The following is a 22,756-nucleotide window of genomic DNA, read 5'->3' as shown; positions in this document are numbered from 1 at the left end:
TATTTTGGGGGAGAGGATACAAGCTGGGCATACAATGGATGTCGTTGTGTTGGGCTTACCGGGAGGTTGCTATGTGGGCATACGAGACGACGTTCTACCAGATCTATCCGCTGGGTTTTTGTGGAGCTCCGCGCGAGAACGTCGCGCCCGTTGCCGAGGACGAGCTCTCCCAAGCTGCCGGTACCGCGTCCAATCCCGATGCCCCCATCATGAAAATCGCCCAATGGGCCGATTACCTGCAGGAGCTCGGTATCGGTGCCGTGCTGATCAACCCTCCGCTTGAGTCCGATAGCCATGGCTACGACACGCGCAGCCTGCGCCATATCGACCGTCGCCTGGGTGGGGACGCCGACTTTGCCGCCGTATGCGACACGCTGCACGCCCATGGCATCCGCGTGGTGCTTGATGCCGTCTTCAACCACGTCGGTCGCGGCTTTTGGGCCTTCCGCGATGTGCAGGAGCGCAAGTGGGACTCGCCCTACAAGGACTGGTTCCATATTAGCTTTGACGGAGATTCCTGCTATGGCGACGGCTTTTGGTACGAGGGCTGGGAAGGCCATTTTGAGCTTGTGAAGCTCAACCTGCAAAATCCCGCTGTGGTCGATTACCTGCTCGAGTCTGTGCGCCGTTGGGCCGACGTCTTTGGCGTCGACGGCCTGCGCCTGGACGTTGCCTATATGCTCGACCGCGACTTTATGCGCCGCCTGCACGCCTTTGCCCGTGAGCTCAAGCCCGACTTTGTGCTGATCGGCGAGACGCTCCACGACGACTACAACCAGATCGTCAACGACGAGATGCTCGACTCCTGCACCAACTACGAGTGCTACAAGGGCCTGTACTCCAGCTTTAACTCGGTCAATATGTTCGAGATCGCCCATTCGCTGCACCGCCAGTTTGGCGGCGATCCGTGGTGCATCTACCGCGGCAAACATCTGCTGTCGTTTGTCGACAACCACGATGTACCGCGCCTGGCGAGCATCCTCACCGACAAGTCCTGTCTACGTCCTGCCTACGGCATGCTCTTTGGCATGCCAGGCATCCCGTGCGTCTACTATGGCAGCGAGTGGGGAATTGCTGGCGAAAAGGGCGGCCCCGATGGCGACTGGGCGCTGCGCCCTGCGCTCGATGAGCCTGCGCCCAACGAGCTGACGGCGTTCATCACGCGGCTTGCGCACCTTCGCTCGGCCGACGACGCGGCTGCCCGTGCTCTCAACTACGGTGCCTATCGCAACGTGGTGATCCAGAACAAGCAGCTGCTGTTCGAGCGCGCCTGTGACGGCGCGACGGTGCTCGTGGCGGTGAACGCCGTGGACGAGCCTTACACCTTTGGCGCCGGCGAGCTCAACGGCTCCTTCGTCGACCTGCTTGGCGACGGCGTGCCCACGGTCGAGCTGGCGGGCTCCCTTGAGCTTGCGCCCTACGAGGTGCGCTATCTGTTGAGGGCCTAGGCCATGGCTGCGTCCGACGTGGGCTATCAACATATTGAGCATGGGTTTGAGCCCGTGTTCGACCAGCACTCGCGCGTTTTGGTGCTGGGGTCGTTTCCCTCGGTGCTTTCGCGCGCCAATGCCTTTTATTACGGCAACCCTCAGAATCGCTTTTGGCGCGTGATGGCCGCGTGTCTCGGTGTGCCCGTGCCGCCCAACGAGGGCGACCCTTTGGCAGGCAGCGAGCCTGCGACGCTCGACGCCTCGATTGCCGCCAAGCGATCCATGCTGCTGAACGGCGGCGTAGCCCTGTGGGATGTGATTGAGGGCTGCGACATTAAGGGCTCGAGTGACGCGAGCATTCGCAACGTTGTGCCGGCACATATCGAGTGCATTACCGATGCCGCGCCGATCGAGGCCGTTGTCTGTAACGGCGGCACGGCAGGGCGACTCTACAAACGCTACTTGCAAGATCGGACGGGGCTGCCCGCCATCGTCCTGCCCTCGACAAGTCCTGCCAACGCGGCGTGGCGTTTGGAGCGGCTTGTCGAGCGTTGGAGTGAAGCCGTTGACTGGGCAGCTCATTAATTTAGATTATTGATTGAGTGTGGGCGCCGAGGTGTTTCAGAACGCCTCGCCAGACCGGCGCGGGCACGGCTGGCTCGGCGCAAACCATGCCGTCGGCGTCGACGTTGGCGGCATTGCCGCCGCCAAGTCGCTGTGCATGCTCGACGGAGCAGCCCATGCGCACAGCGCCCACAAGCTTATCCATCGCTTCCGAAAATGGTCGCCGCAAGAGTCCCATGCGTGGGGAATGGCGAAGCGCTGCGATGCCGCTGCCGGCGCAGATGGCAACGCCGCCACACCACAATTGGTCATGGCGCTCACATGCCTTGTGCAGGCGAACGGCGGCCCCACGCGCCTGCTCAGTGCCCTCTTGTGCGGCTCGAATCGCGGCATAGACGCGCGTTCCCGTACCGCCAAAGCGCTCAAGCGTCTGCTCGATAGCTGTCAACGTCTCATCGTCAGCCACATCTTCAATGGCCAGCACGATGCCATCGGCAACGCTGCCGGCGTCATTTGCCTTCAAGTCGACCGGGCGGGGGAGTGCGGTGCCGGAAAGTTGAGCATAGGCGGCGATGGCATCCTGCAGGTCCCAGAGCAAAAAATCAAGATCGGCGCTATTGGGAATACTGATATACGCAATGGTGTGCAGTGTTTTTGGTACATCGCCGCGCGCGGTCGTCTCCATGCCATCTCCTTTCCGGCTCGTTTCCGTTTAGGTTACACCGTCTGGTGGCGCTGGGCGCGCTATCCTAGTGCAACCCTTACGAAAGGAACGCCATGCGTCTGCCTATGAACACCTCGCTTGCCACGCTTAAGCCCTCCGGCATCCGTCGGATTAACGCGCTCGCCGCCCAGCACCCAGGATGCATCGCGCTTGCGCTTGGCGAGCCTGATTTTCCCACGCCCGACGTGATTAGCGCCGAGGTAACCGCCGCACTGGACCGCGGTGACACGCACTATCCGCCCAACAACGGTCGCCCCGCCCTGCGCGAGGCGCTATCCGCATATATGGGCGAAGCGGGCCTTGCGTTTTCGGCCGACGAGGTCGTCCTGACCGACGGTGCGACCGAGGCCCTGTCGGCAACATTTATGGCTATGCTCAACCCCGGCGACGAGGTCGTCATCCCCACGCCGGCCTTTGGCCTGTACGAAAGCATCGTCGTGGCCAACCACGCCAAGGCGGTCTTTCTGGATACGGAGCCTGCGCAATTTCAGATTGACGAGGACGCGCTTCGCGCCTGCGTGACGCCGGCGACCAAGGCCATCGTCATCTGCTCGCCCAACAATCCCACGGGTTGCATCCTCGACACGGCATCGCTCGACGCCGTGGCGCGCGTGGCAGAGCAGGCGGGCATCTACGTAGTCTGCGACGACGTATACAACCGTCTGGTCTATGTGGATGGCTACGAGCGCTTTGCCCAGCGCCACCCGGAGCTGCGTGAGCAGACGGTCGTCATCGAGAGCTTCTCCAAGCCCTGGGCCATGACCGGCTGGCGCTTGGGCTGGCTCGCAGCGGCAGCCCCCGTCATCGCCGAGATCGCAAAGGCTCACCAATACTTAGTATCGAGTGCTGTCTCCTTCGAAATGGACGCCGCAGCCCGAGCCCTGACCGTCGACCCAACCCCCATGCTCAAAGTCTACCGAGCCCGCCGCGAACGCGTACTCGCAGCCTTAAACGCCATGGGCCTCGACGTAGTAGAGCCCGCAGGAGCCTTCTACACTTTCCCGAGCATCAAAAAGTTCGGCCTAACCAGCGAAGACTTCTGCATCAAAGCCATCAAAGAGGCCAACGTAGCCCTAGTCCCGGGCGACTGCTTCGGCACCGAAGGCCACATCCGCCTCAGCTACTGCGTCTCCGACAAGGATTTGGACGAAGGTCTCCGCCGCCTGTCCACCTTCGTTTCAACTCTGTAGCCCAACGGGACCCAAAATCATCAGCCCACCGACTTAAGGCTTATGAGTGGGGGTGCCGGCCAACGGGAAACCGGGCTGCCCCAAAGTCACCGCAGGCCGCGCCGCCGAAGGCCAGGCGCAAGGTTTTCGTAGATTCCGCACGAGCCGAAGAGCACTTAATGTGCTCTTCGTGCGAGCCCAGGACCTGACCGAGCGAAAACCTTGCGCCTGGCCTTCGGCGGCGCGGCCGGATGGTGGAATTGTGTGCAGCCCGGTTTCCCGTTGACCGACGCCGGGGTCCCCGCCATAATACTTTCGGTTCACGCACGAATCCGCTGCCAGAGACAGCCGGTGCAAACGGGCATCGCCCGCGAGCTTAATGGGATATCCCGCCAGCCGAGGTGGTCGAGTAGATATGTCTTCTCGCCCCCGTCGCTCATGCAGCGCGGGGGCTTTCTTTTTGGACATGCCCCCGTCACGTCCTTGTGGCGGACCGTGCCCGGAAAGAATTCGAGGAGGTGTAATTCATGCCCCAGCAGTACAAAATCGACAAGGTTGCAGAGATCGAGTCCCGTATCGCCGAGAACGCCGGTCTGTTCGTCGTCAACTACAACGGTCTGACGGTTAAGCAGGCTCAGGAGCTGCGTCATCAGCTTCGCGAGTGCGGCGCCGAGATGAAGGTCTACAAGAACAACCTGGTCAAGATCGCTCTCAAGAACCAGGAGCAGCCCGAGATCGACGAGATCCTCGCCGGCCCCGTCGCTTATGTGTTCTACGAGACCGAGCCGGTCGAGGCCGCTAAGGCCCTTAAGGACTTCTCTGCTAAGTCCAAGGGCGTCCTTGAGATCAAGGGCGGTATCTCCGACGGCAAGGCCGTTTCCGCTGATGATGTTAAGGCTATCGCCGAGCTGCCCACCAAGGATCAGCTTCTCGGCCAGATCGCCGGTCTCATCTCCGGTTTCGCTCGCGACATCGCTGTCTGCGTCAACGGCGTTTCCTCTGGTCTCGCTCGTTCGATCCAGCAGGTCTCCGAGCAGAAGGCAGCCTAGTTGCTGTTTTCACCCGCGGCGGCAACGCCGCACCCCTGGCGCATTCGCGCCGTGTTTTAACTGATCTCCGTGCATCCGCACGGAAACCGAAAGGACTTAGAAATGGCTAAGCTTACCACCGATGAGATCATCGATGCTCTTAAGGAAATGACCCTTCTCGAGGCTTCCGAGCTCGTCAAGGCTATCGAGGACACCTTCGGCGTTTCCGCCGCTGCTCCTGCTGCTGTTGTCGCCGCTCCCGCTGCTGGCGCTGCTGAGGCCGAGGAGAAGACCGAGTTTGACGTCGTGCTCGAGGGCTTCGGCGACAACAAGATCCAGGTCATCAAGGCCGTCCGTGAGCTCACCAACCTTGGCCTGAAGGAGGCCAAGGAGGTCGTCGAGGGCGCTCCCAAGGCTGTTCTCGAGGGTGCCAAGAAGGAGGACGCCGAGGCTGCCAAGGAGAAGCTCGAGGCTGCTGGCGCTGCTGTCACCCTCAAGTAATCAGGCTTTCTCGCCAGATTCCTTTGCAGACGGGGTTCGCATTGCGAGCCCCGTCTTTTTTGTTTATCGGTCCCTCGGCATCGGTTGCTCAAACTGCCATGTTCTGTGATTTGGGTCGTATCGGGTGCCCTGCCGTTGGGCAATAAAATTGCACCATTCGAGCAATAATTTGCGTTGACCTGCTGAAGAATTGTCTCTGCCTTGTAGCGACATATAGTTCCAGCGGTAAGATGCTTGAGTATCGCAATTTGGTCTGCGGCTGTGTGCCGCACGCATGGGGCGCTTTTGCGCCTGCGAAAGGATCTTTGAATAACATGAAGGCAATCATCCCCGCCGCCGGTCTTGGCACGCGTTTTCTGCCTGGCACCAAGTGCACGCCCAAAGAGATGCTGCCGGTGCTCGACAAGCCCGTCATTCAGTACGTCGTCGAGGAGGCGCTCGAGCCCGAGGAGGTCGACGATGCCATCATCGTTACTTCTCCCGGTAAGCCCGAGCTACTGAACTACTTCCAGCCCGATCGCTCGCTCGAGAACCTGCTGCGCGAGCGCGGCAAGAACGCCTATGCCGATGCCGTCGCCCACGCTGGCGGTATGCCGGTCGACTTCCGTTATCAGTACGAGCCCAAGGGCCTCGGCCATGCTATTCGCTCTGCTGCCGACGCCGTGGCAGGGGAGAACTTCCTGGTTCTTCTGGGCGACTACGTTGTGCCTAACCGCGATATCTGCGACAAGATGCTCGCCGTTTCCAAGGAGCACGGTGGCGCTTCGGTTATCGCCGTCGCTGCTTGCTCGCCCGAGGAAGTCAGCCGCTACGGCGTTATCGCCGGCGAGCGCGTCGGTTCGCTCGAGGGCGCCGAGGGCGTTGCCGATGCCGAGCCGGGCGCTGTCTGGCGTATCGGCGGTCTGGTTGAGAAGCCCGCTCCCGAGGCGGCTCCGTCCAACCTGTACATCGTCGGTCGCTACCTGCTGAGCCCGCTGGTCATGGACTTGCTGGCAGATCAGCAGGCCGGCAAGGGCGGCGAGATCCAGCTCACCGACGCCATGGCCCGTTCGCTCGACCGCGAGGCCATGTACGCCGTCGTCATCGACCCGCTGTCGGGCTACGACACTGGCACTCCCTCTGGTTGGATGGCCACTAACGCCCTCATGGCTGCAAACGACCCCCGCTTTGCCGATGCCTTCTGGGACGCCATCGACGAGCGCGGCGGATTGATGCGCAAGTAAGCCTTCGGGCACCGACATTTACGGGCGTGGACCTCGGTTCGCGCCCGTTTTTTATAAGAGCTGCGATTGCTGGCTCTCTGTTCACAGAAAATATATGAACAGATGTTCGATACACATACATCTACCTGCATATTTTCTGCCGAAAAACTTTGCTACTCCAAAAACTCAATCGCGTCAAGGCTTTTCTTGCCCAACGGTCGGTACCTGATAAACTATTAGGTTGCGATAACTGGCGAAGCTATGCCTCGCCAACCCACCGAGCATTTCCGTGAAGGAGGAAAAACCTGGTGACCTACGCATACACTGCCACTGAGCGCAAGCGCGTCAGCTTCGGGAAAATCCCGGAGGCCATGGAGCTCCCCAACCTTATCTCTGTTCAAAGGGAATCCTTTGAGCGTTTTAAGGACGAGGGCCTTCGTGAGGCGTTCAAGGAATCCAGCCCCATCCAGAGCCAGAACCATGTTCTCGAGGTTACCTTCGGCGAGCATCAGTTCGGCGACCCCGCGCACACCGTCGAGGAGTGCCGCGAGAAGGATATGACCTATCAGGCTCCGCTTCTGACCGACGTCCGTCTCACCAACAAGGAGACCGGCGAGATCAAGGAGCAGCTCGTTTTCATGGGAGACTTCCCCATGATGACCGATCAGGGCACCTTCATCATCAACGGTACCGAGCGTATCGTCGTCTCGCAGCTCGTCCGCTCCCCGGGCGTGTACTACAGCTCCGAGATGGATTCGGGCAAGCAGATCTACAAGGCCCAGATCATCCCGTCCCGCGGTGCCTGGCTTGAGTTTGAGGTCGACAAGCGCGACCAGCTCATGGTCTCCATCGACCGTAAGCGCAAGCAGAGCGCCACGATGTTCCTGCGCGCCCTTGGCATCGCCGTCACCAACGACGACATCATCGAGCTGCTCGGCAACTCCGATGTGATCAAGCGCACCCTGGAGCGCGACACCGCCCTTACCCGCGAGGACGCCCTCATCGAGATCTACCGTCGCCTGCGCCCGGGCGAGCCTCCCACCGTGGACGCTTCCCGCAGCCTGCTCGAGGGCCTGCTCTTTAACCCGCAGCGCTACGATCTGGCCCGCGTCGGTCGTTACAAGGTCAACAAGAAACTCAACCTCACCACCGAAGAAGAGGTCACGGTGCTCACCGACGAGGATATCGTCGCGACGCTGCGCTACCTCCTGTCCCTCGCTGCCGGCGAGCAGGGCTTCAAGGTCGACGACATCGACCACTTCGGCAACCGCCGCATCCGCACCGTCGGCGAGCTCGTCGCCAACCAGTTCCGTATCGGCATGAGCCGTATGGAGCGCGTCGTCCGTGAGCGCATGAGCTCCCAGGACATCGACGAGATCACCCCGCAGTCGCTCATCAACATCCGCCCGATCGTGGCCTCCATCAAGGAGTTCTTCGGTTCCTCGCAGCTCTCGCAGTTCATGGACCAGGCGAACCCCCTGACCGGTCTGACCCACAAGCGCCGTCTGTCCGCACTCGGCCCTGGTGGTCTTGCCGGCCACAAGTCCGGCTCCAGCCGCCGCACCAACGTGCCGACGGCCGTCCGCGACGTTCACAACTCGCACTACAGCCGCATGTGCCCGATCGAGACCCCCGAAGGCCCCAACATCGGCCTGATCGGCTCGCTCGCCCTCTACGCCCGCGTCAACGAGTATGGCTTCATCGAGGCCCCGTTCCGTCGCGTCGAGAACGGCGTTGCCACCGACCAGATCGACTGGATGACCGCTGACGAGGAAGAGAAGCACGTCATCGCGCCGGCCAACACGCCGCTCGATCCCAAGACCAACGAGTTCATCACGACCGATGCCGAGGGCAAGATCGTCCGTCCGCACACCGTGATCGCCCGTACCCGCGACTTCGACGGCTCCTTCGGCGCTCCCGCCGACGTGCCTGTCGAGGACGTCGACTACATGGATGTCTCGCCGCGTCAGATGCTGTCCGTCGCAGCCACGCTGATTCCGTTCCTTGAGCACGACGACGCCAAGCGTACGCTGATGGGCGCTAACATGCAGCGTCAGGCCGTGCCGCTGGTTCACCCCGCCGCTCCCTATGTCGGTACCGGCATGGAGCGTCGCGCCGCTCTGGACTCCGGCGAGGTCACCCTGGCCAAGAACGCCGGCGAGGTCATCTTTGCCGACGCCGCCAAGATCATCGTCAAGCATGCCGGCGGCATGGACGAGTATCACCTGGCCAAGTACCAGCGCTCCAACCAGTCCACCTGCATCAACCACCGTCCGCTCGTGCGCGTCGGTGACACCGTTGAGCAGGGCGAGCCCCTGGCCGACGGTCCTTCGACCGATCACGGCGAGCTCGCACTGGGCCAGAACCTCACCGTGGCCTACATGCCGTGGGAAGGCTTTAACTACGAGGACGGTATCGTCGTGTCCGAGCGCCTGGTGGCCGAGGACCTGCTGACGACCATCAACATCACCCGTCACGAGATCGACGCCCGCGACACCAAGCTCGGCCCCGAGGAGATCACCCGCGAGATCCCGAACCTCTCCGAGGACATGCTTGCCAACCTCGACGAGGACGGCATCATCCGCATCGGCGCCGAGGTCGGCCCTGGCGACATCCTGGTCGGTAAGGTCACGCCTAAGGGCGAGAGCGCTCTGACCGCCGAGGAGCGCCTGCTGCGCGCCATCTTCGGTGCCAAGGCCCACGATGTCCGTGACACCTCCCTTAAGATGCCTCACGGCGCTTACGGCCGCGTCATCGACGTCGTCCGCTTTAGCCGCGAGAACGGCGACGACCTGGCCCCCGGCGTCAACGAGCAGGTGCGCGTCTACGTCGCCCAGCGTCGTAAGATCCAGCAGGGCGATAAGATCGCCGGCCGCCACGGCAACAAGGGTGTTATCTGTAACGTTCTGCCGGTCGAGGACATGCCCTACATGGCTGACGGTACCCCGATCGACGTTATCCTCAACCCGCTGGGCGTTCCTTCGCGTATGAACGTCGGCCAGCTGCTCGAGTGCCACCTTGGCTGGGCTGCTGCCTGCGGTTGGGATACCGAGCAGGCCGACTCCGACAAGTACGTCCCCGGTCCGTTCTTCACCGCGACGCCCGTCTTCGACGGCGCCAAGGAGGACGAGATCGCCGAGGTCATCCGTCGTGCCAACAAGAACATGCTCAACAAGGCCACCGCTGCCTTTGGCGATCACATGCGCCCCGAGTTCGTCACCCAGCTTGACGAGCGCGGCAAGACCCGTCTGTTCGACGGCCGTACCGGCGAGGAGTTCCGCGAGCCCATTACCGTGGGTACGTCCTACATCCTCAAGCTCGGCCACATGGTCGACGACAAGATCCACGCCCGTTCGACTGGCCCTTACAGCCTGGTTACCCAGCAGCCTCTGGGCGGCAAGGCCCAGTTCGGCGGCCAGCGCTTCGGCGAGATGGAAGTTTGGGCACTGTACGCTTACGGCGCTTCCAACGTCCTGCAGGAGATCCTGACCGTCAAGTCCGACGATACCGTGGGCCGCGTCAAGACCTACGAGTCCATCGTCAAGGGCGAGAACGTTCCTGTCCCGGGTATCCCCGAGTCCTTCAAGGTTCTCGTCAAGGAGATCCGCTCCCTCGCGCTGGACATCGAGCCCATGCACGATGCCGACGAGGACGCCTCCGCCCCTGTGACCGCCGAGGAGACCTCTGCTCTCGACGACCTGGCTGCGCTCGCCGGCGTTGACACCGACGTCGAGGCCGAGGATGCCGAGACCGCCGAGGCACCCGAGGCTGTCGCCGCCACGACCACTGATAAGGAGTAGTTGACTGTGGCAGATTTCGAAGCTACTGATTTTGACTCGGTAAAGATCTCCCTTGCCTCCGCCGACCAGATCCGTTCCTGGTCGCACGGTGAGGTCAAGAAGCCGGAGACCATCAATTACCGTACCCTCAAGCCCGAGAAGGACGGCCTGTTCTGCGAGAAGATCTTCGGTCCCGCCAAGGACTGGGAGTGCTCCTGCGGCAAGTACAAGGGCATCCGCTTTAAGGGCATCGTCTGCGAGCGCTGCGGCGTCGAGGTCACCTCGGCCAAGGTGCGTCGCGACCGCATGGGCCACATCGAGCTCGCCGCTCCCGTGTCCCACATCTGGTACTTCAAGAGCCCCACGAGCTTCCCGATGAGCCGTATGCTCGACATCAAGTCCAAGGACCTCGAGAAGGTTCTGTACTTTGCCAGCTACATCATCACCGAGGTTGACTACGAGGCTCGCGAGGCCGACGCTGACGACCTGCGCGAGGAGCTCGCCGCCGATCTGGAAGAGATCGATGCCGAGTGCGCCCGCCAGATCGAGTCCCTCAAGGAGCAGGGCGACCCCGAGAACTTTGACGAGTTCTCCGACGAGGAGCCGCTGACCCCCGAGGAGATCGCCTCTGGCATCGTCGACATCGAGGAAGAGTGCAAGGACGAGAAGCAGCTCCGCACGGACGCCTTCAACGCCTTCATGAAGCTCACCGAGCGCGACCTCATCTCCGATGAGCCGCTGTTCCGCGAGATGACCCGCTACTACTCCATGTACTTCAAGGGTGGCATGGGTGCCGAGGCCGTCCGCGACCTGCTCGCTGCCATCGACCTTCCTTCCGAGGCCGAGAAGCTCAAGGCCATCATTGCCGACGAGGATTCCCAGAAGCAGAAGCGCGAGAAGGCCGTCAAGCGCCTCGAGGTCGTTGACGCCTTCCTGAAGGGTGGCAACAGCCCCGCGAACATGATCCTGGATGTCATCCCGGTCATTCCGCCCGATCTGCGCCCGATGGTCCAGCTCGACGGCGGTCGCTTTGCCGCGTCCGACCTCAACGACCTGTATCGTCGCGTGATCAACCGTAACAACCGACTCAAGCGCCTGCTCGACCTGGACGCCCCTGCGATCATCGTGAACAACGAGAAGCGCATGCTCCAGGAGTCTGTGGACGCCCTGTTCGACAACGGCCGCCGTGGTCGCCCGGTCTCTGGCCGTGGCGGTCGCCCGCTCAAGTCGCTCGCCGAGGCCCTCAAGGGCAAGCAGGGTCGTTTCCGTCAGAACCTGCTGGGCAAGCGTGTCGACTACTCCGGCCGTTCGGTTATCGTTACCGACCCCAAGCTGCTGCTGCACCAGTGCGGTCTGCCCAAGACCATGGCGCTGGAGCTCTTCAAGCCCTTCGTCATGAAGCGCCTGGTCGAGCTCGGCAAGGTCGAGAACATCAAGGGCGCCAAGCGCGCTATCGACCGCGGTGCCACCTTTGTGTGGGATATCCTCGAAGAGGTCATCGACGGCCGCGTCGTGCTGCTCAACCGTGCACCGACCCTGCACCGTCTGTCCATCCAGGCCTTTGAGCCGGTGCTGGTCGAGGGCAAGGCTATCCACCTGCATCCGCTGGTCTGCTCGCCCTTCAACGCCGACTTCGACGGCGACCAGATGTCTGTCCATGTGCCGCTGTCCAGCCAGGCTCAGGCCGAGGCTCGCGTGCTTATGCTCTCTGCGAACAACCTGCGCTCGCCGGCATCCGGCAAGCCGGTTAACATCCCCTCGCAGGACATGATCATCGGTGTGTACTACCTGACCCAGGTCCGCGACGGTCTGCCGGGCGAGAACCACGTGTTCGCCAGCTTCGACGACGCGCTGCACGCCTATGACTGCCGCTCCGAGGTCGACATGCAGGCCAAGATTCAGGTCCGCGTGTCCGCTGCCGACGCCAATGTCATCAACGAGGACGGCACCCGTATCTTCCGCGTCAAGAACGGCAAGAACGAGTTTGTCGACTACGACGTCACCGGCAACAAGACCGCGCGCTTCGAGACCTCTATCGGCCGCATCATCTTCAACCGCCAGTGCCTGCCCGAAGACTATGAGTTCATGAACTACAAGATGGTCAAGGGCGACGTGGCCAAGCTGGTTGCGGACTGCTGCGATCGTTACCCCGAGGCCAAGGTCGGTCCGATCCTCGACGCCATCAAGTACTCCGGCTTCCACTACGCTACCCGCGCCGGCCTCACCATCTCGGTGTGGGACGCTCTCATCCCTGCCGAGAAGCAGGAGCTGCTCGATCGCGCCCAGGCCAACGTCGACCAGATCAACGAGTACTTCGAGGAGGGCTTCATCAACGAGACGGAGCGCCACATCGAAGTCGTTAACGAGTGGACCGCTTGTACCGATAAGGTCGCAGCGCTCATGCTCGACTTGTTCGACGAGGAGAACCCGCTCTACATGATGGCCGACTCCGGCGCCCGTGGTTCTAAGACCCAGCTGCGTCAGCTCGGCGGCATGCGTGGCCTGATGGCAGACATGTCCGGCGAGACGATCGACCTTCCCATTAAGGCGAACTTCCGCGAGGGCCTGCTGCCGCTCGAGTACTTCATTTCGACCTACGGCGCCCGTAAGGGCCTGGTCGATACCGCATCCCACACCTCGGACTCTGGTTACCTGACCCGTCGTCTGGTCGACGTGGCCCAGGACGTCATCGTCCGCGAGGAGGACTGCGGTACGCACGAGGGCGTCACCTACAACCTCATCATCCCCGGCACCACCGACCTCAACACCGACCTCGTCGGCCGTTGCTTCATCGAGGACGTCGTGGCCCCCGATGGCACCGTGCTCTTTGAGCAGGACGGCTACATCGAGAAGGTCGCCGACATCCAGAAGATGGTCGATGCCGGCCTTAAGAAGGTCAAGCTTCGCGCGCTGCTCACCTGCCGCTCCAAGTACGGCGTGTGCCAGAAGTGCTACGGCTGGGATCTTTCCACCCGTCGTCCGGTCGCCATCGGTACCGCGGTCGGCATTATTGCCGCCCAGTCCATCGGCGAGCCCGGTACGCAGCTTACGATGCGTACCATTCACTCCGGCGGCGTCGCTGGCGTCGACGATATTACGCAGGGTCTGCCTACGGTCAGCCGTATGTTCGATATCGTCGGCAACGTCAACGAGAAGATCCTGGGTCGCGAGGCCGAGCTGGCTCCGTACTCTGGTCACCTCTCGATTAAGCCCGAGAAGTCCGAGTACGTGCTGACGCTCACCGACTCCGAGGATCACACCCGTGTCCTCGACGAGCGTCGCGTCCCCGCTTCGGTGCGCTTCATGCCCGAGATCGAGGACGGCTGCGAGGTTCGCGCTGGCGACCAGATCACCAAGGGCTTCGTCAACTTCCGCAACCTGCGCAAGCTGACCGACATCGAGTCGACGATGCACACCTTCGTCGAGAGCGTTAAGGACGTCTACACCAGCCAGGGCGTTGACCTGAACGACAAGCACATCGAGGTGCTCGCACGTCAGATGCTGCGTCGCGTTCAGATCACCAACCCCGGCGACTCCAAGTACCTGCTTGGTCAGTACGTCGACCGCTACGAGTTCGCCGACGAGGTTGAGCGCGTTGCCCGTCTGGGCGGTCAGGCTCCCGTGGCCGAGCCCGTCATCCTGGGTACGCTCAAGGTCGCGTCCAACATCGACTCCTGGCTGTCGAGCGCTTCGTTCATCCGTACCGCCGGCGTCCTTACCGAGGCTGCCATCGAGGGCAAGGTCGACCACCTGCTCGACCTTAAGTCCAACGTCATCGTCGGTAAGAAGATCCCGGCTGGTACCGGCCTCAAGCCGTACGCCAACGCCAAGCTGACGTATCGCACGGCCGACGGCTACGTGGACATCGACGGCCCGGCTTCGCCCAACGCCAAGTCGCTGCCCGAGTGGGCTCCTGTGGAGCTCAAGGATCTGGACGAGCAGCTCCCGCAGCAGCTCGACTGGGCCGGCTACGACGAGTTCGGTGGTGCTGACGGTTCGTTCACCCGCAACGGCCACACCATCTCTGCCGAGAAGGCTCGCCTGTACCTGTTCGACGACCTGGGCGTGTCGCAGCGCTGGACCAACAAGTTCAGCGAGGTCGGCATCGAGACGGTCGGCGACCTGGTCGGCAAGTCCGAGGAGGATCTGCTGCGTATCGATGGTATCGGTGCCAAGGCGATCGAGGAGCTCCGTGACGGCCTGGAGGCCCACGACCTGCTCTACATCCTCGAGAACAACGACGACGTTGCCGACGAGGAAGACCTCTCGCAGCTGCTGCAGATGGTCTTTAGCCCCGACGGTCCGGACGACATCCTGCTGGGCACCTCCGCCACGCCGACGCATCACGCCGACGCCGACGAGGAGCTCCTGGGCGCTCCGATCGACGACAAGAAGGCTCCCGCCAACGGCGCCATCAACGAGGACATGGCTTCCCTCGACGAGCTGCTCAACCAGCTCGTGGACACCGATGACGCCGAAGAGGCCAAGGACAACGACGAGGAGTAACTAGTTCCGCCGTTCTAACGAACGGCGGCGACCTCCGTCGCTGCGCGGCCCCCAGAGCTACAATCTGTCATTCAAAAGGCAGGGCATGACCAAAAGGTCAATGCCCTGCCTTTTTCATGCCACCTTGTACGCTCTGGGGGCCGCTCGCTTGCGTATGCTCAACTTGTTGCGTTCCGTTGATCACTTGCAAAAAAGGACAGGTTTATTTTGGTAGTTTTTCCTGCTTGAATTTGAAACATTCCGTTCGGTCAAAGCGTATCTATGGTGAGGGCCTCATCAAGAACCATCAATGTCACCGGGAGGTGATTATGGAAGAACAAGCATTTAGACAGGCGGTCGAAGACCACCGGGATGTCGTGTTCCGGATCGCTTTGACGTATCTGCGCGATCGCGCTGACGCCGACGATGTTGCTCAAGACGTCTTTCTGAAGTTACTCAAAGGCGATGCGCAATTTGAAAGCTGGGAACATCTTCGTCGATGGCTTATCCGGGTCACGATCAATGAATGCAAATCTCTCTTTCGAAAGCCATGGAGGCGTGTGGAGGATATTGAGAACCTGGCCGAGTCGCTTTCGACAGCGCAGGATGAGACCAAGGCCGTCCTGTCAGATGTCATGCGGCTTCCGGAACGATTCCGTATCCCCATCGTGCTCTATTACTATCTGGGCTTCTCGACTTCAGAGATTGCCGAGTTGCTGCACGTACCAGCCGCGACAGTTCGAACGCGTTTAGCTCGCGGCAGATCGAAACTCAAGTTCATCCTAGAGGAGGGCGACCGTGAAATCCAACCAAATCAAACAGGCCTTCGAGTCCGTCCAAGCCGATAGCGATCTTGCCGATCGTGTCCTTAATGCCGCTGCGGGTGAGCCGCTTCGTCGAAAGGGTCACGCGAAGCCTCTGTATGTTGCCGTAATCGGATGCCTTGCCGGAGTGCTGGCGACCGGAGGGGTCGCCTACGCCGTCGTCAATTCCAGTTATTTTGCCTCTGCCTGGGGAAACCATGGCAACGGAGAGTCCATTACCTGGACTCAAGGTGGCTCGTCGGGGACTAAATATACCTACACCAGAGAGTTTGGTGATGGTATCGCGCCCCAAAGCTTGGAGGGTTCAGTACAGAAGGTCAATCTGTCCGTCGAGGGCAACGGCTATACACTCGACATTCATGATATGGCTATCGACCAAAACGGCTGCGGTGCTGTGACGTTTACGCTGTCCAATCCAAATGGTGTTAACTACTACAAGCCGGCAGCAGAGACAGGCGAACTTGTTCTCTATGGTGAAGAAGAACAAGGCATCGGTACACCCAGCATGAACTTCGGCGAGGAATGGGCTGATACACGCTGCACCATTGATAAGGACACATCAAGCGATACTGTCATTAATGGCACGATGTACTTTGCTTCTATGGATCGCGAGCGAGGTTTTCAACATGCGGTCACCTGGAATATCTCGTGGACCGAGGGCGAAGGAGAGGATGCGAAGCCGTTCGAGGCATCGACACCCGAGTTTAGCGTTGGAGCGTACGTCGATACTAAGGAACTCCGCTCCGATGACACGCCTCTCGAGATCAGCCCGTTTTCCATCCAGACGCACATCGATGATCTGGGCATTGACGCAGTCACGAAAAAGTTGACCGTTACCTACAAGGATGGATCGGAGCAGATTATCGAAGACGATGCTGCAGGCGCGTACAATTCCTATTTTTCGCTGACGCGCAATAGCGGGGAGAACATCTCGGTTCCGACAAAGCTGATCAATGTCAATCAAGTGGTCTCGGTAACCCTTGAGGGCATGAGGTACACATCAACAGGAGAGACCGAAACAGAAGTACCCTTTACCATCGTCTATTCGTAAGACTTGAGGCCGCTTCCCACTAGGGGAAGCGGCCATTTTTGCGTTACATGGACGGCTGGAATGGGCACTTGCGCACAGGCGGGGATTCCTTTTATGGAGGCTTTGCGGAAATATAGCTATTTTGGGATACGCCCGGCGGCGTGGTCTGTTGACGACACAGCTAACGGCACGTATCCTATCGAACTGCGTGTTTCGTAGGGGGATGCTGACCCCTCGATTCAAGCCGTTGCACTTTACAGAAAGCTGGAATCATTCGAGAAGGAGTACGCTTTGCCTACTATTAACCAGCTGGTTCGCCAGGGCCGTCGTTCCGTGCCCAAGAAGTCCAAGAACGCTGCTCTGCAGCACAACTCCCAGAAGCGCGGCGTGTGCACCCGCGTCTTCACCACGAGCCCCAAGAAGCCGAACTCGGCTCTTCGTAAGGTTGCCCGTGTTCGCCTTGTCAACGGCATCGAAGTTACTGCTTACATCCCGGGTGAGGGCCACAACCTGCAGGAGCACTCCATCGTGCTCGTCCGCGGCGGTCGTGTCCGTGACCTCCCTGGTGTCCGTTATCACGTCATCCGTGGCGCCTACGACGCTGCTCCGGTCCAGAACCGTATGCAGGCCCGTTCCAAGTACGGTGCTAAGCGCCCCAAGGCTAAATAAGCCAGATAACGTTTTGATACTTTCGCCGTGTGCCGCCTAAGGGCCGCACGGTAGACACTTAAGGAGATTTCACATGCCGCGTCGTGCAGCAGCTAATCGTCGTGAGGTTCAGCCTGACGCCGTTTACAACAACCGCCTGGTGACTCAGCTCATCAACAAGGTCCTTCTTGACGGCAAGAAGGCCACCGCTGAGCGCATCGTTTACACCGCTTTCGAGATCGTTGCCGAGAAGTCCGAGGGTGGCGACGCTCTCGCTACCTTCAAGAAGGCTATGGACAACGTCAAGCCCACGCTCGAGGTTAAGCCCAAGCGTGTCGGTGGCGCTACCTATCAGGTCCCGATGGAGGTCAACTCCCGTCGTTCCACCGCTCTGGGTATCCGCTGGATCGTCAACTTCTCCCGCGCTCGCAAGGAGAAGACCATGGCCGAGCGTCTCGCCAACGAGATCCTCGACGCTTCCAACGGCCTGGGCGCTTCCGTCAAGAAGCGTGAGGACGTCTTCAAGATGGCCGAGGCCAACCGCGCGTTCTCTCACTATCGTTGGTAAGTTAAGGTAAGGAACTAACATGGCTAAGCCTAAGTACAAGCTTTCCGATACCCGTAACATCGGCATCATGGCCCACATCGATGCTGGTAAGACCACCACGACCGAGCGTATTCTTTACTACACCGGTAAGACCCACAAGATCGGTGAGGTCCATGAGGGCGCTGCCACCATGGACTGGATGGTTCAGGAGCAGGAGCGCGGCGTAACCATTACCTCCGCTGCTACCACCTGCTTCTGGAACAAGGACGGTAAGGACTACCGCATCCAGATCATCGACACCCCGGGCCACGTTGACTTCACCGCCGAGGTCGAGCGCTGCCTGCGCGTCCTCGATGGCGCTGTCGCCGTCTTCGACGCCGTTGCCGGCGTTCAGCCCCAGTCTGAGACCGTTTGGCGTCAGGCTTCCACCTTCAACGTCCCCCGCATCGCCTTCATCAACAAGTATGACCGCGTGGGCGCTGACTTCTTCAACGCTATCGAGACCATGAAGGATCGTCTCGACGCTAACGCCGTGGCCGCTCAGGTCCCGATGGGCGCCGAGGACAACTTCTGGGGCGTCATCGACCTCGTTACCATGACTGCATGGGACTTCAAGGCCGACGAGAAGGGCATGACCTACCCCGAGCCGATGGACGAGATCCCGGCTGAGTTTGCCGACATCGCTGCCACCAAGCGCGAGGAGCTCCTTGACGCTGCTGCCAGCTTTGACGACGAGCTCATGGAGAAGATCCTCATGGAGGAGGACTTCACCGTCGAGGAGCTCAAGGCTGCTCTGCGCAAGGGCGTTCTGGCCAACGAGCTCAACCTCGTCTTCGTGGGTTCCGCCTACAAGAACAAGGGCGTCCAGGAGCTGCTCGACGCTGTCGTCGACTACCTGCCCAGCCCGCTCGACGTTGAGGCCGTCACCGGTACCGATCCGGACACCGGCGAGGAGATCCAGCGTCATCCTTCCTTCGACGAGCCCTTCTCCGGCCTGGTCTTCAAGATCATGACTGACCCGTTCGTCGGTAAGCTCACCTACGTCCGCGTTTACTCCGGCCGTGCCGAGTCCGGCTCCTACGTTGTTAACGCTTCCAACGGTCAGCGCGAGCGTCTCGGCCGCATCCTCGAGATGAACGCCGCCGAGCGTATCGACCGTGACGACGCTGCCGCCGGCGACATCGTCGCTTGCGTCGGCTTCAAGAACTCCACCACCGGTGACACCCTGTGCGCCGAGGGCAAGGAGATCGTCCTCGAGAAGATCGAGTTCGCTAAGCCCGTTATTGACGTTGCCATCGAGCCCAAGACCAAGGCCGAGCAGGACAAGATGTCCCTGGCTCTGACCAAGCTCGCCGAGGAGGACCCGACCTTCCAGGTGTCCACCAACCACGAGACCGGCCAGACCATCATCGCCGGCATGGGCGAGCTGCACCTCGAGATCATCGTCGACCGTCTGCTCCGCGAGTTCAAGGTTGACGCTAACGTCGGTAAGCCCCAGGTTGCCTACCGCGAGACCGCTGGTCACGACGTCGAGAAGGCTGAGGGCAAGTTCGTCCGTCAGTCCGGTGGTCGCGGTCAGTACGGCCACGCCGTCATCAAGCTCGAGAAGATGGAGGAGGGCTTCGGCTACGAGTTCGTCAACGCTATCGTCGGCGGCGTCGTGCCCAAGGAGTACATCCCGTCCATCGACAAGGGCATCCAGGAGGCCCTGAACACCGGTGTTATCGCCGGCTTCCCGGTCCTCGACGTCAAGGTCACCCTGTTCGACGGTTCTTACCACGAGGTCGACTCCTCCGAGGCCGCCTTCAAGATCGCCGGTTCCATGGCTATCAAGGACGCCCTCAAGAAGTCCGATCCGCAGCTGCTCGAGCCGATCATGGCTGTCGAGGTCGAGACCCCCGAGCAGTACATGGGCGACGTTATGGGCAACCTCTCCGGTCGCCGCGGCAAGATCGAGGGCATGGAGGATCGCAAGAACAGCAAGCTCATCCGTGCCAAGGTGCCGCTGGGCGAGATGTTCGGTTACGCTACCGACCTTCGCTCCCAGACCCAGGGCCGTGCATCCTACACGATGCAGTTCGACTCTTATGAGCCCGCGCCCAAGTCCATCGTGGACGAGGTCATGAGCAAGAACGCCTAAGTTCGAGCTCCCTGTTACGTAATCCGCGAGAACATCTCTCGCACTCTTTGGAGGTTTAAGTTGGCTACCCAGAAGATCCGCATTCGCCTCAAGGGCTATGATCACGAGGTCGTCGATCAGTCCGCGAAGCTCATCGTCGAGACCGCTCAGAAGACCGGTGCTCGCGTTTCCGGTCCTGTCCCCCTGCCCACCGAGCGCAACCTGTACACGGTTATCCGCTCGCCGCACGTGAACAAGGACTCCCGTGAGCAGTTCGAGATGCGCACCCACAAGCGCCTCATCGACATCCTCGACCCCACCTCGGGCACCGTTGATTCGCTTATGCGTCTCGACCTCCCCGCTGGCGTCGACATCGACATCAAGCTCTAAGCGATATCGCTCATAGCTTAAAGGGCCCCGCTGCCGTTACGGTAGCGGGGCCCTTTTGTTTTGCATGATGGGTTTGGATCGCCGGGTAAGGCTGCCGAGCGGCTGGCTGTGGCGACCTACTCACTCAAGGGGCGCAATGACGCTTCCTCAAAATGGAAGGATCGCAAGCCGTCTTCTGTTTCGATGCACGCACGACCAAAGCCATCGACCGTTTTAAAGATGCCTCGCGCCAGCTCGTCACCGGCAGGGGAGCGGGCGATAACGTGCTTTCCAATCCAATTGAGGTGAGCGACATATTCGCCGTGGACGGGCGCGAGCGGTCCGGTGTTTTCTTCCATGGCGTTGAGGCGTTCTGCCCAGGCATCTATAGCGTCTATAACTGCGTGATAGACCTCATCGAGGAGCATGTCGACAGCTGGAACGTTCTCGTTAAGGTCCGAGAGACCGATTGCCGGCAGGCCGCCATCGGGCACCTCTTGGGGCGCATAGTTCACATTGACACCAATGCCACAGACGGCGAAAGGTTTGCCTTCGTTATCGCGTGCGGCCTCGACCAGAATGCCGCCGAGTTTGCGTCCACGCGCGACCAGGTCGTTGGGCCATTTGAGGCCAATCTCGTTTGCAAGACCCTGTTTTTCGAGCGCCTCGAGCACCGCTAGGCCGCTGACGGCAGCAAGACCAGAGTACTTCGCAGGATTAACGCATGGACGCAGGACAATCGAAAGCAATAGGTTGCCGGCGGTTGAATCCCACTTGTGGCCGCGCCGGCCGCGTCCTGCTGTCTGAGCCCGGGCGGCAAGTCCTGTTCCGTGCGGCGCTCCCTGTTTTCCTGCTTCGAGCAGGTCATCGTTGGTCGATCCGGTTACGTCGACTATCGTTAATTTGGCATCCATAACGGCTGCTACCTCCTTAATGAATAAGTGAATAACGCAATGGTGTCGAGAGAGACACAATGTGAAGCCTTTGTCGCATTTGGACAATTTAATGTTAACACGTTAACAACGACTGAAATGCGCTATCCTCTCTTGGTCGATGTAAACGCGTCAACAACTCAAAGGAGGTTAGTGATGGGTTTCACGATTCTTGGAACAGGCTCGGCGCTTCCCAAGCGCAGTGTTTCCAATGACGAGCTGTCCGAGTTCCTCGATACCTCGGATGAGTGGATTTTTACCCGCACAGGTATTAAGAGTCGCCACGTCTGCACCACCGAGTCACTTGACGACCTTGCCGTAGCGGCGAGCGAGCGGGCACTTCAGGTGTCCGGAATCGACGCGAGCCAGTTGGATCTGATCGTCTGCTCGACGACGACGGGTGACCACCTTGTTCCCGCCGAGGCGTGTGCCGTTGCTGAGCGACTGGGCGCGACGTGCCCTGCCTTCGATGTCTCGGCTGCCTGCGCCGGCTTCGTATTTGCGCTCGATGTTGCCGAGGGCTATATCGCCCGAGGACGAGCCAAGCATGTGCTTGTCGTTGCCGCCGAGCAGATGACGCGCGCGCTCGACTGGACCGACCGCGCCACCTGTGTGCTCTTTGGCGATGGGGCAGGCGCCGCGGTGATTGAGGCTGGGGGAGACAGCCCCCTTGCCGTTGAGCTTTCGACGGCGCCCGACGTCGAGACGTTGTGCGTTCCCGGTCTGGTCGGCACCTCGCCGTTTAAGGCCTCCGCAGATAGCGAGAGCGTGCTGTCCATGAATGGCCGCCGCGTGTTCAAGTTCGGCGTCAACGCGATTTGCGACACGGTCCATAAGCTTGCGAGCGATGCGGGCATTTCGGTCGAGGACATCGACCATTTTGTATTCCATCAGGCTAACGAACGAATCCTGAGTCAGGCGGTCAAGCGCCTCGGTGTGCCAGACAAGCGCGTGGTTCGAACGCTGCGCGAGACCGGCAACATTTCGAGCGCATGCATTCCGCTTGCCCTCGACCGGCTGGCAAACGCCGGTGCACTTCACACGGGCGACACCATCGCCCTCGTTGGATTTGGCGCCGGTCTGGATATAGGTGGCTATCTACTTCGTTGGAAGTAGTCGCACATAGGAAATAAAAACGCCCCTAGGGCACAAACAAAGGAGAACTACCATGGCAGATCAGAAGACCTTCGAGCGCGTTTGCGATGTTATCCGCGAGACCGCCGGTCTTGACGACGTCGAGATGAAGCCCGAGTCCACGCTCGAGGAGATTGGTCTCGACAGTCTGGGCACCGTCGAGATCCTCGTCGCCGTTGAGGACGAGTTTGGCATCCAGCTCGATACCGAGGAGAACCCCAAGACGGTCGGCGAGTTCGCCGATACGGTCGAGGCGGCATTGGAGAAGTAG

General features: G+C 60.6%; 18 protein-coding genes. 16 read left to right on the top strand and 2 right to left on the bottom strand.

Annotation, left to right across the window (positions count from 1 at the left end):
- The first annotated feature begins 71 nt into the window (after positions 1 to 71).
- Both DW171_RS01875 and DW171_RS01870 read left to right on the top strand, forming a co-directional pair.
- On the top strand, positions 72 to 1,448 hold the full coding sequence (locus DW171_RS01875; protein WP_117765080.1) for an alpha-amylase family glycosyl hydrolase: 1,377 nt from the start codon (positions 72 to 74) through the stop codon (positions 1,446 to 1,448).
- 3 nt (positions 1,449 to 1,451) lie between these two features.
- On the top strand, positions 1,452 to 2,015 hold the full coding sequence (locus tag DW171_RS01870) for a uracil-DNA glycosylase family protein (protein WP_117765078.1): 564 nt from the start codon (positions 1,452 to 1,454) through the stop codon (positions 2,013 to 2,015).
- 1 nt (position 2,016) lies between these two features.
- Here DW171_RS01870 and DW171_RS01865 read toward each other — a convergent pair whose 3' ends face one another.
- Positions 2,017 to 2,679 carry a hypothetical protein gene (locus tag DW171_RS01865; RefSeq protein ID WP_118270267.1) on the bottom strand — a complete coding sequence of 221 codons (663 nt, stop codon included), beginning with the start codon at positions 2,677 to 2,679 and terminating at the stop codon, positions 2,017 to 2,019.
- Between the two features lie 92 nt (positions 2,680 to 2,771).
- Between DW171_RS01865 and DW171_RS01860 the strand changes: the two genes are divergently transcribed.
- The 12 genes from DW171_RS01860 to rpsJ all read left to right on the top strand — a co-directional run bounded on the left by DW171_RS01860 (position 2,772) and on the right by rpsJ (position 20,440).
- The gene (locus tag DW171_RS01860) at positions 2,772 to 3,908 is read left to right on the top strand and encodes a pyridoxal phosphate-dependent aminotransferase (RefSeq protein ID WP_118270266.1); all 1,137 of its coding nucleotides are present in this window, start codon (positions 2,772 to 2,774) and stop codon (positions 3,906 to 3,908) included.
- 506 nt (positions 3,909 to 4,414) lie between these two features.
- Positions 4,415 to 4,936: a 50S ribosomal protein L10 gene (gene rplJ / locus DW171_RS01855; RefSeq protein WP_055250258.1), complete on the top strand. Its 522-nt coding sequence runs from the start codon at positions 4,415 to 4,417 to the stop codon at positions 4,934 to 4,936.
- 102 nt (positions 4,937 to 5,038) lie between these two features.
- Entirely contained in the window at positions 5,039 to 5,416 is a 378-nt protein-coding gene (gene rplL, locus DW171_RS01850) for a 50S ribosomal protein L7/L12 (RefSeq protein ID WP_006235005.1), read from the top strand.
- A gap of 314 nt (positions 5,417 to 5,730) precedes the next feature.
- Positions 5,731 to 6,639: a UTP--glucose-1-phosphate uridylyltransferase gene (locus tag DW171_RS01845; protein ID WP_117786148.1), complete on the top strand. Its 909-nt coding sequence runs from the start codon at positions 5,731 to 5,733 to the stop codon at positions 6,637 to 6,639.
- Positions 6,640 to 6,989: 350 nt separating this feature from the next.
- Entirely contained in the window at positions 6,990 to 10,418 is a 3,429-nt protein-coding gene (locus DW171_RS01840) for a DNA-directed RNA polymerase subunit beta (protein ID WP_233503781.1), read from the top strand.
- 6 nt (positions 10,419 to 10,424) lie between these two features.
- Positions 10,425 to 14,903 carry a DNA-directed RNA polymerase subunit beta' gene (locus tag DW171_RS01835; RefSeq protein WP_195644174.1) on the top strand — a complete coding sequence of 1,493 codons (4,479 nt, stop codon included), beginning with the start codon at positions 10,425 to 10,427 and terminating at the stop codon, positions 14,901 to 14,903.
- Between the two features lie 308 nt (positions 14,904 to 15,211).
- The gene (locus DW171_RS01830) at positions 15,212 to 15,730 is read left to right on the top strand and encodes an RNA polymerase sigma factor (protein ID WP_118270265.1); all 519 of its coding nucleotides are present in this window, start codon (positions 15,212 to 15,214) and stop codon (positions 15,728 to 15,730) included.
- Positions 15,681 to 16,757: a DUF4179 domain-containing protein gene (locus tag DW171_RS01825; RefSeq protein ID WP_118270264.1), complete on the top strand. Its 1,077-nt coding sequence runs from the start codon at positions 15,681 to 15,683 to the stop codon at positions 16,755 to 16,757. The genes DW171_RS01830 and DW171_RS01825 overlap by 50 nt, the downstream gene beginning before the upstream one ends.
- A 270-nt stretch (positions 16,758 to 17,027) precedes the next feature.
- Entirely contained in the window at positions 17,028 to 17,405 is a 378-nt protein-coding gene (rpsL, locus tag DW171_RS01820) for a 30S ribosomal protein S12 (RefSeq protein WP_006235012.1), read from the top strand.
- 73 nt (positions 17,406 to 17,478) lie between these two features.
- Positions 17,479 to 17,952, top strand: coding sequence for a 30S ribosomal protein S7 (gene rpsG / locus DW171_RS01815; RefSeq protein ID WP_006235013.1), 474 nt, complete (start codon positions 17,479 to 17,481; stop codon positions 17,950 to 17,952).
- A gap of 19 nt (positions 17,953 to 17,971) precedes the next feature.
- Positions 17,972 to 20,071 (top strand): elongation factor G, encoded by a 2,100-nt coding sequence (gene fusA / locus DW171_RS01810; RefSeq protein WP_022094183.1) that lies wholly within the window; start codon positions 17,972 to 17,974, stop codon positions 20,069 to 20,071.
- A gap of 60 nt (positions 20,072 to 20,131) precedes the next feature.
- On the top strand, positions 20,132 to 20,440 hold the full coding sequence (rpsJ, locus tag DW171_RS01805; RefSeq protein ID WP_022094184.1) for a 30S ribosomal protein S10: 309 nt from the start codon (positions 20,132 to 20,134) through the stop codon (positions 20,438 to 20,440).
- Positions 20,441 to 20,556: 116 nt separating this feature from the next.
- On the opposite strand, the gene DW171_RS01800 is transcribed toward rpsJ, so the two are convergent.
- Positions 20,557 to 21,333 (bottom strand): biotin--[acetyl-CoA-carboxylase] ligase, encoded by a 777-nt coding sequence (locus tag DW171_RS01800; protein WP_117635351.1) that lies wholly within the window; start codon positions 21,331 to 21,333, stop codon positions 20,557 to 20,559.
- 174 nt (positions 21,334 to 21,507) lie between these two features.
- Here DW171_RS01800 and DW171_RS01795 point away from each other — a divergent pair, with 174 nt between their 5' ends.
- Positions 21,508 to 22,467 carry a 3-oxoacyl-ACP synthase III family protein gene (locus tag DW171_RS01795; protein WP_117646091.1) on the top strand — a complete coding sequence of 320 codons (960 nt, stop codon included), beginning with the start codon at positions 21,508 to 21,510 and terminating at the stop codon, positions 22,465 to 22,467.
- Between the two features lie 52 nt (positions 22,468 to 22,519).
- Positions 22,520 to 22,756 carry an acyl carrier protein gene (locus tag DW171_RS01790; protein WP_006235019.1) on the top strand — a complete coding sequence of 79 codons (237 nt, stop codon included), beginning with the start codon at positions 22,520 to 22,522 and terminating at the stop codon, positions 22,754 to 22,756.

This window comes from Collinsella sp. AM15-2, from assembly GCF_003471985.1.
Classification (GTDB): domain Bacteria; phylum Actinomycetota; class Coriobacteriia; order Coriobacteriales; family Coriobacteriaceae; genus Collinsella.
This window is presented reverse-complemented; position numbering and strand designations above follow the sequence as displayed.

Coding starts and splice junctions, on each gene's coding strand:
- DW171_RS01875 (WP_117765080.1), top strand. CDS start 72: ATGTGGGCATACGAGACGACGTTCTACCAGATCTATCCGCTGGGTTTT.
- DW171_RS01870 (WP_117765078.1), top strand. CDS start 1,452: ATGGCTGCGTCCGACGTGGGCTATCAACATATTGAGCATGGGTTTGAG.
- DW171_RS01865 (WP_118270267.1), bottom strand. CDS start 2,679: ATGGAGACGACCGCGCGCGGCGATGTACCAAAAACACTGCACACCATT.
- DW171_RS01860 (WP_118270266.1), top strand. CDS start 2,772: ATGCGTCTGCCTATGAACACCTCGCTTGCCACGCTTAAGCCCTCCGGC.
- rplJ (WP_055250258.1), top strand. CDS start 4,415: ATGCCCCAGCAGTACAAAATCGACAAGGTTGCAGAGATCGAGTCCCGT.
- rplL (WP_006235005.1), top strand. CDS start 5,039: ATGGCTAAGCTTACCACCGATGAGATCATCGATGCTCTTAAGGAAATG.
- DW171_RS01845 (WP_117786148.1), top strand. CDS start 5,731: ATGAAGGCAATCATCCCCGCCGCCGGTCTTGGCACGCGTTTTCTGCCT.
- DW171_RS01840 (WP_233503781.1), top strand. CDS start 6,990: ATGGAGCTCCCCAACCTTATCTCTGTTCAAAGGGAATCCTTTGAGCGT.
- DW171_RS01830 (WP_118270265.1), top strand. CDS start 15,212: ATGGAAGAACAAGCATTTAGACAGGCGGTCGAAGACCACCGGGATGTC.
- rpsG (WP_006235013.1), top strand. CDS start 17,479: ATGCCGCGTCGTGCAGCAGCTAATCGTCGTGAGGTTCAGCCTGACGCC.
- fusA (WP_022094183.1), top strand. CDS start 17,972: ATGGCTAAGCCTAAGTACAAGCTTTCCGATACCCGTAACATCGGCATC.
- DW171_RS01800 (WP_117635351.1), bottom strand. CDS start 21,333: ATGGATGCCAAATTAACGATAGTCGACGTAACCGGATCGACCAACGAT.
- DW171_RS01795 (WP_117646091.1), top strand. CDS start 21,508: ATGGGTTTCACGATTCTTGGAACAGGCTCGGCGCTTCCCAAGCGCAGT.
- DW171_RS01790 (WP_006235019.1), top strand. CDS start 22,520: ATGGCAGATCAGAAGACCTTCGAGCGCGTTTGCGATGTTATCCGCGAG.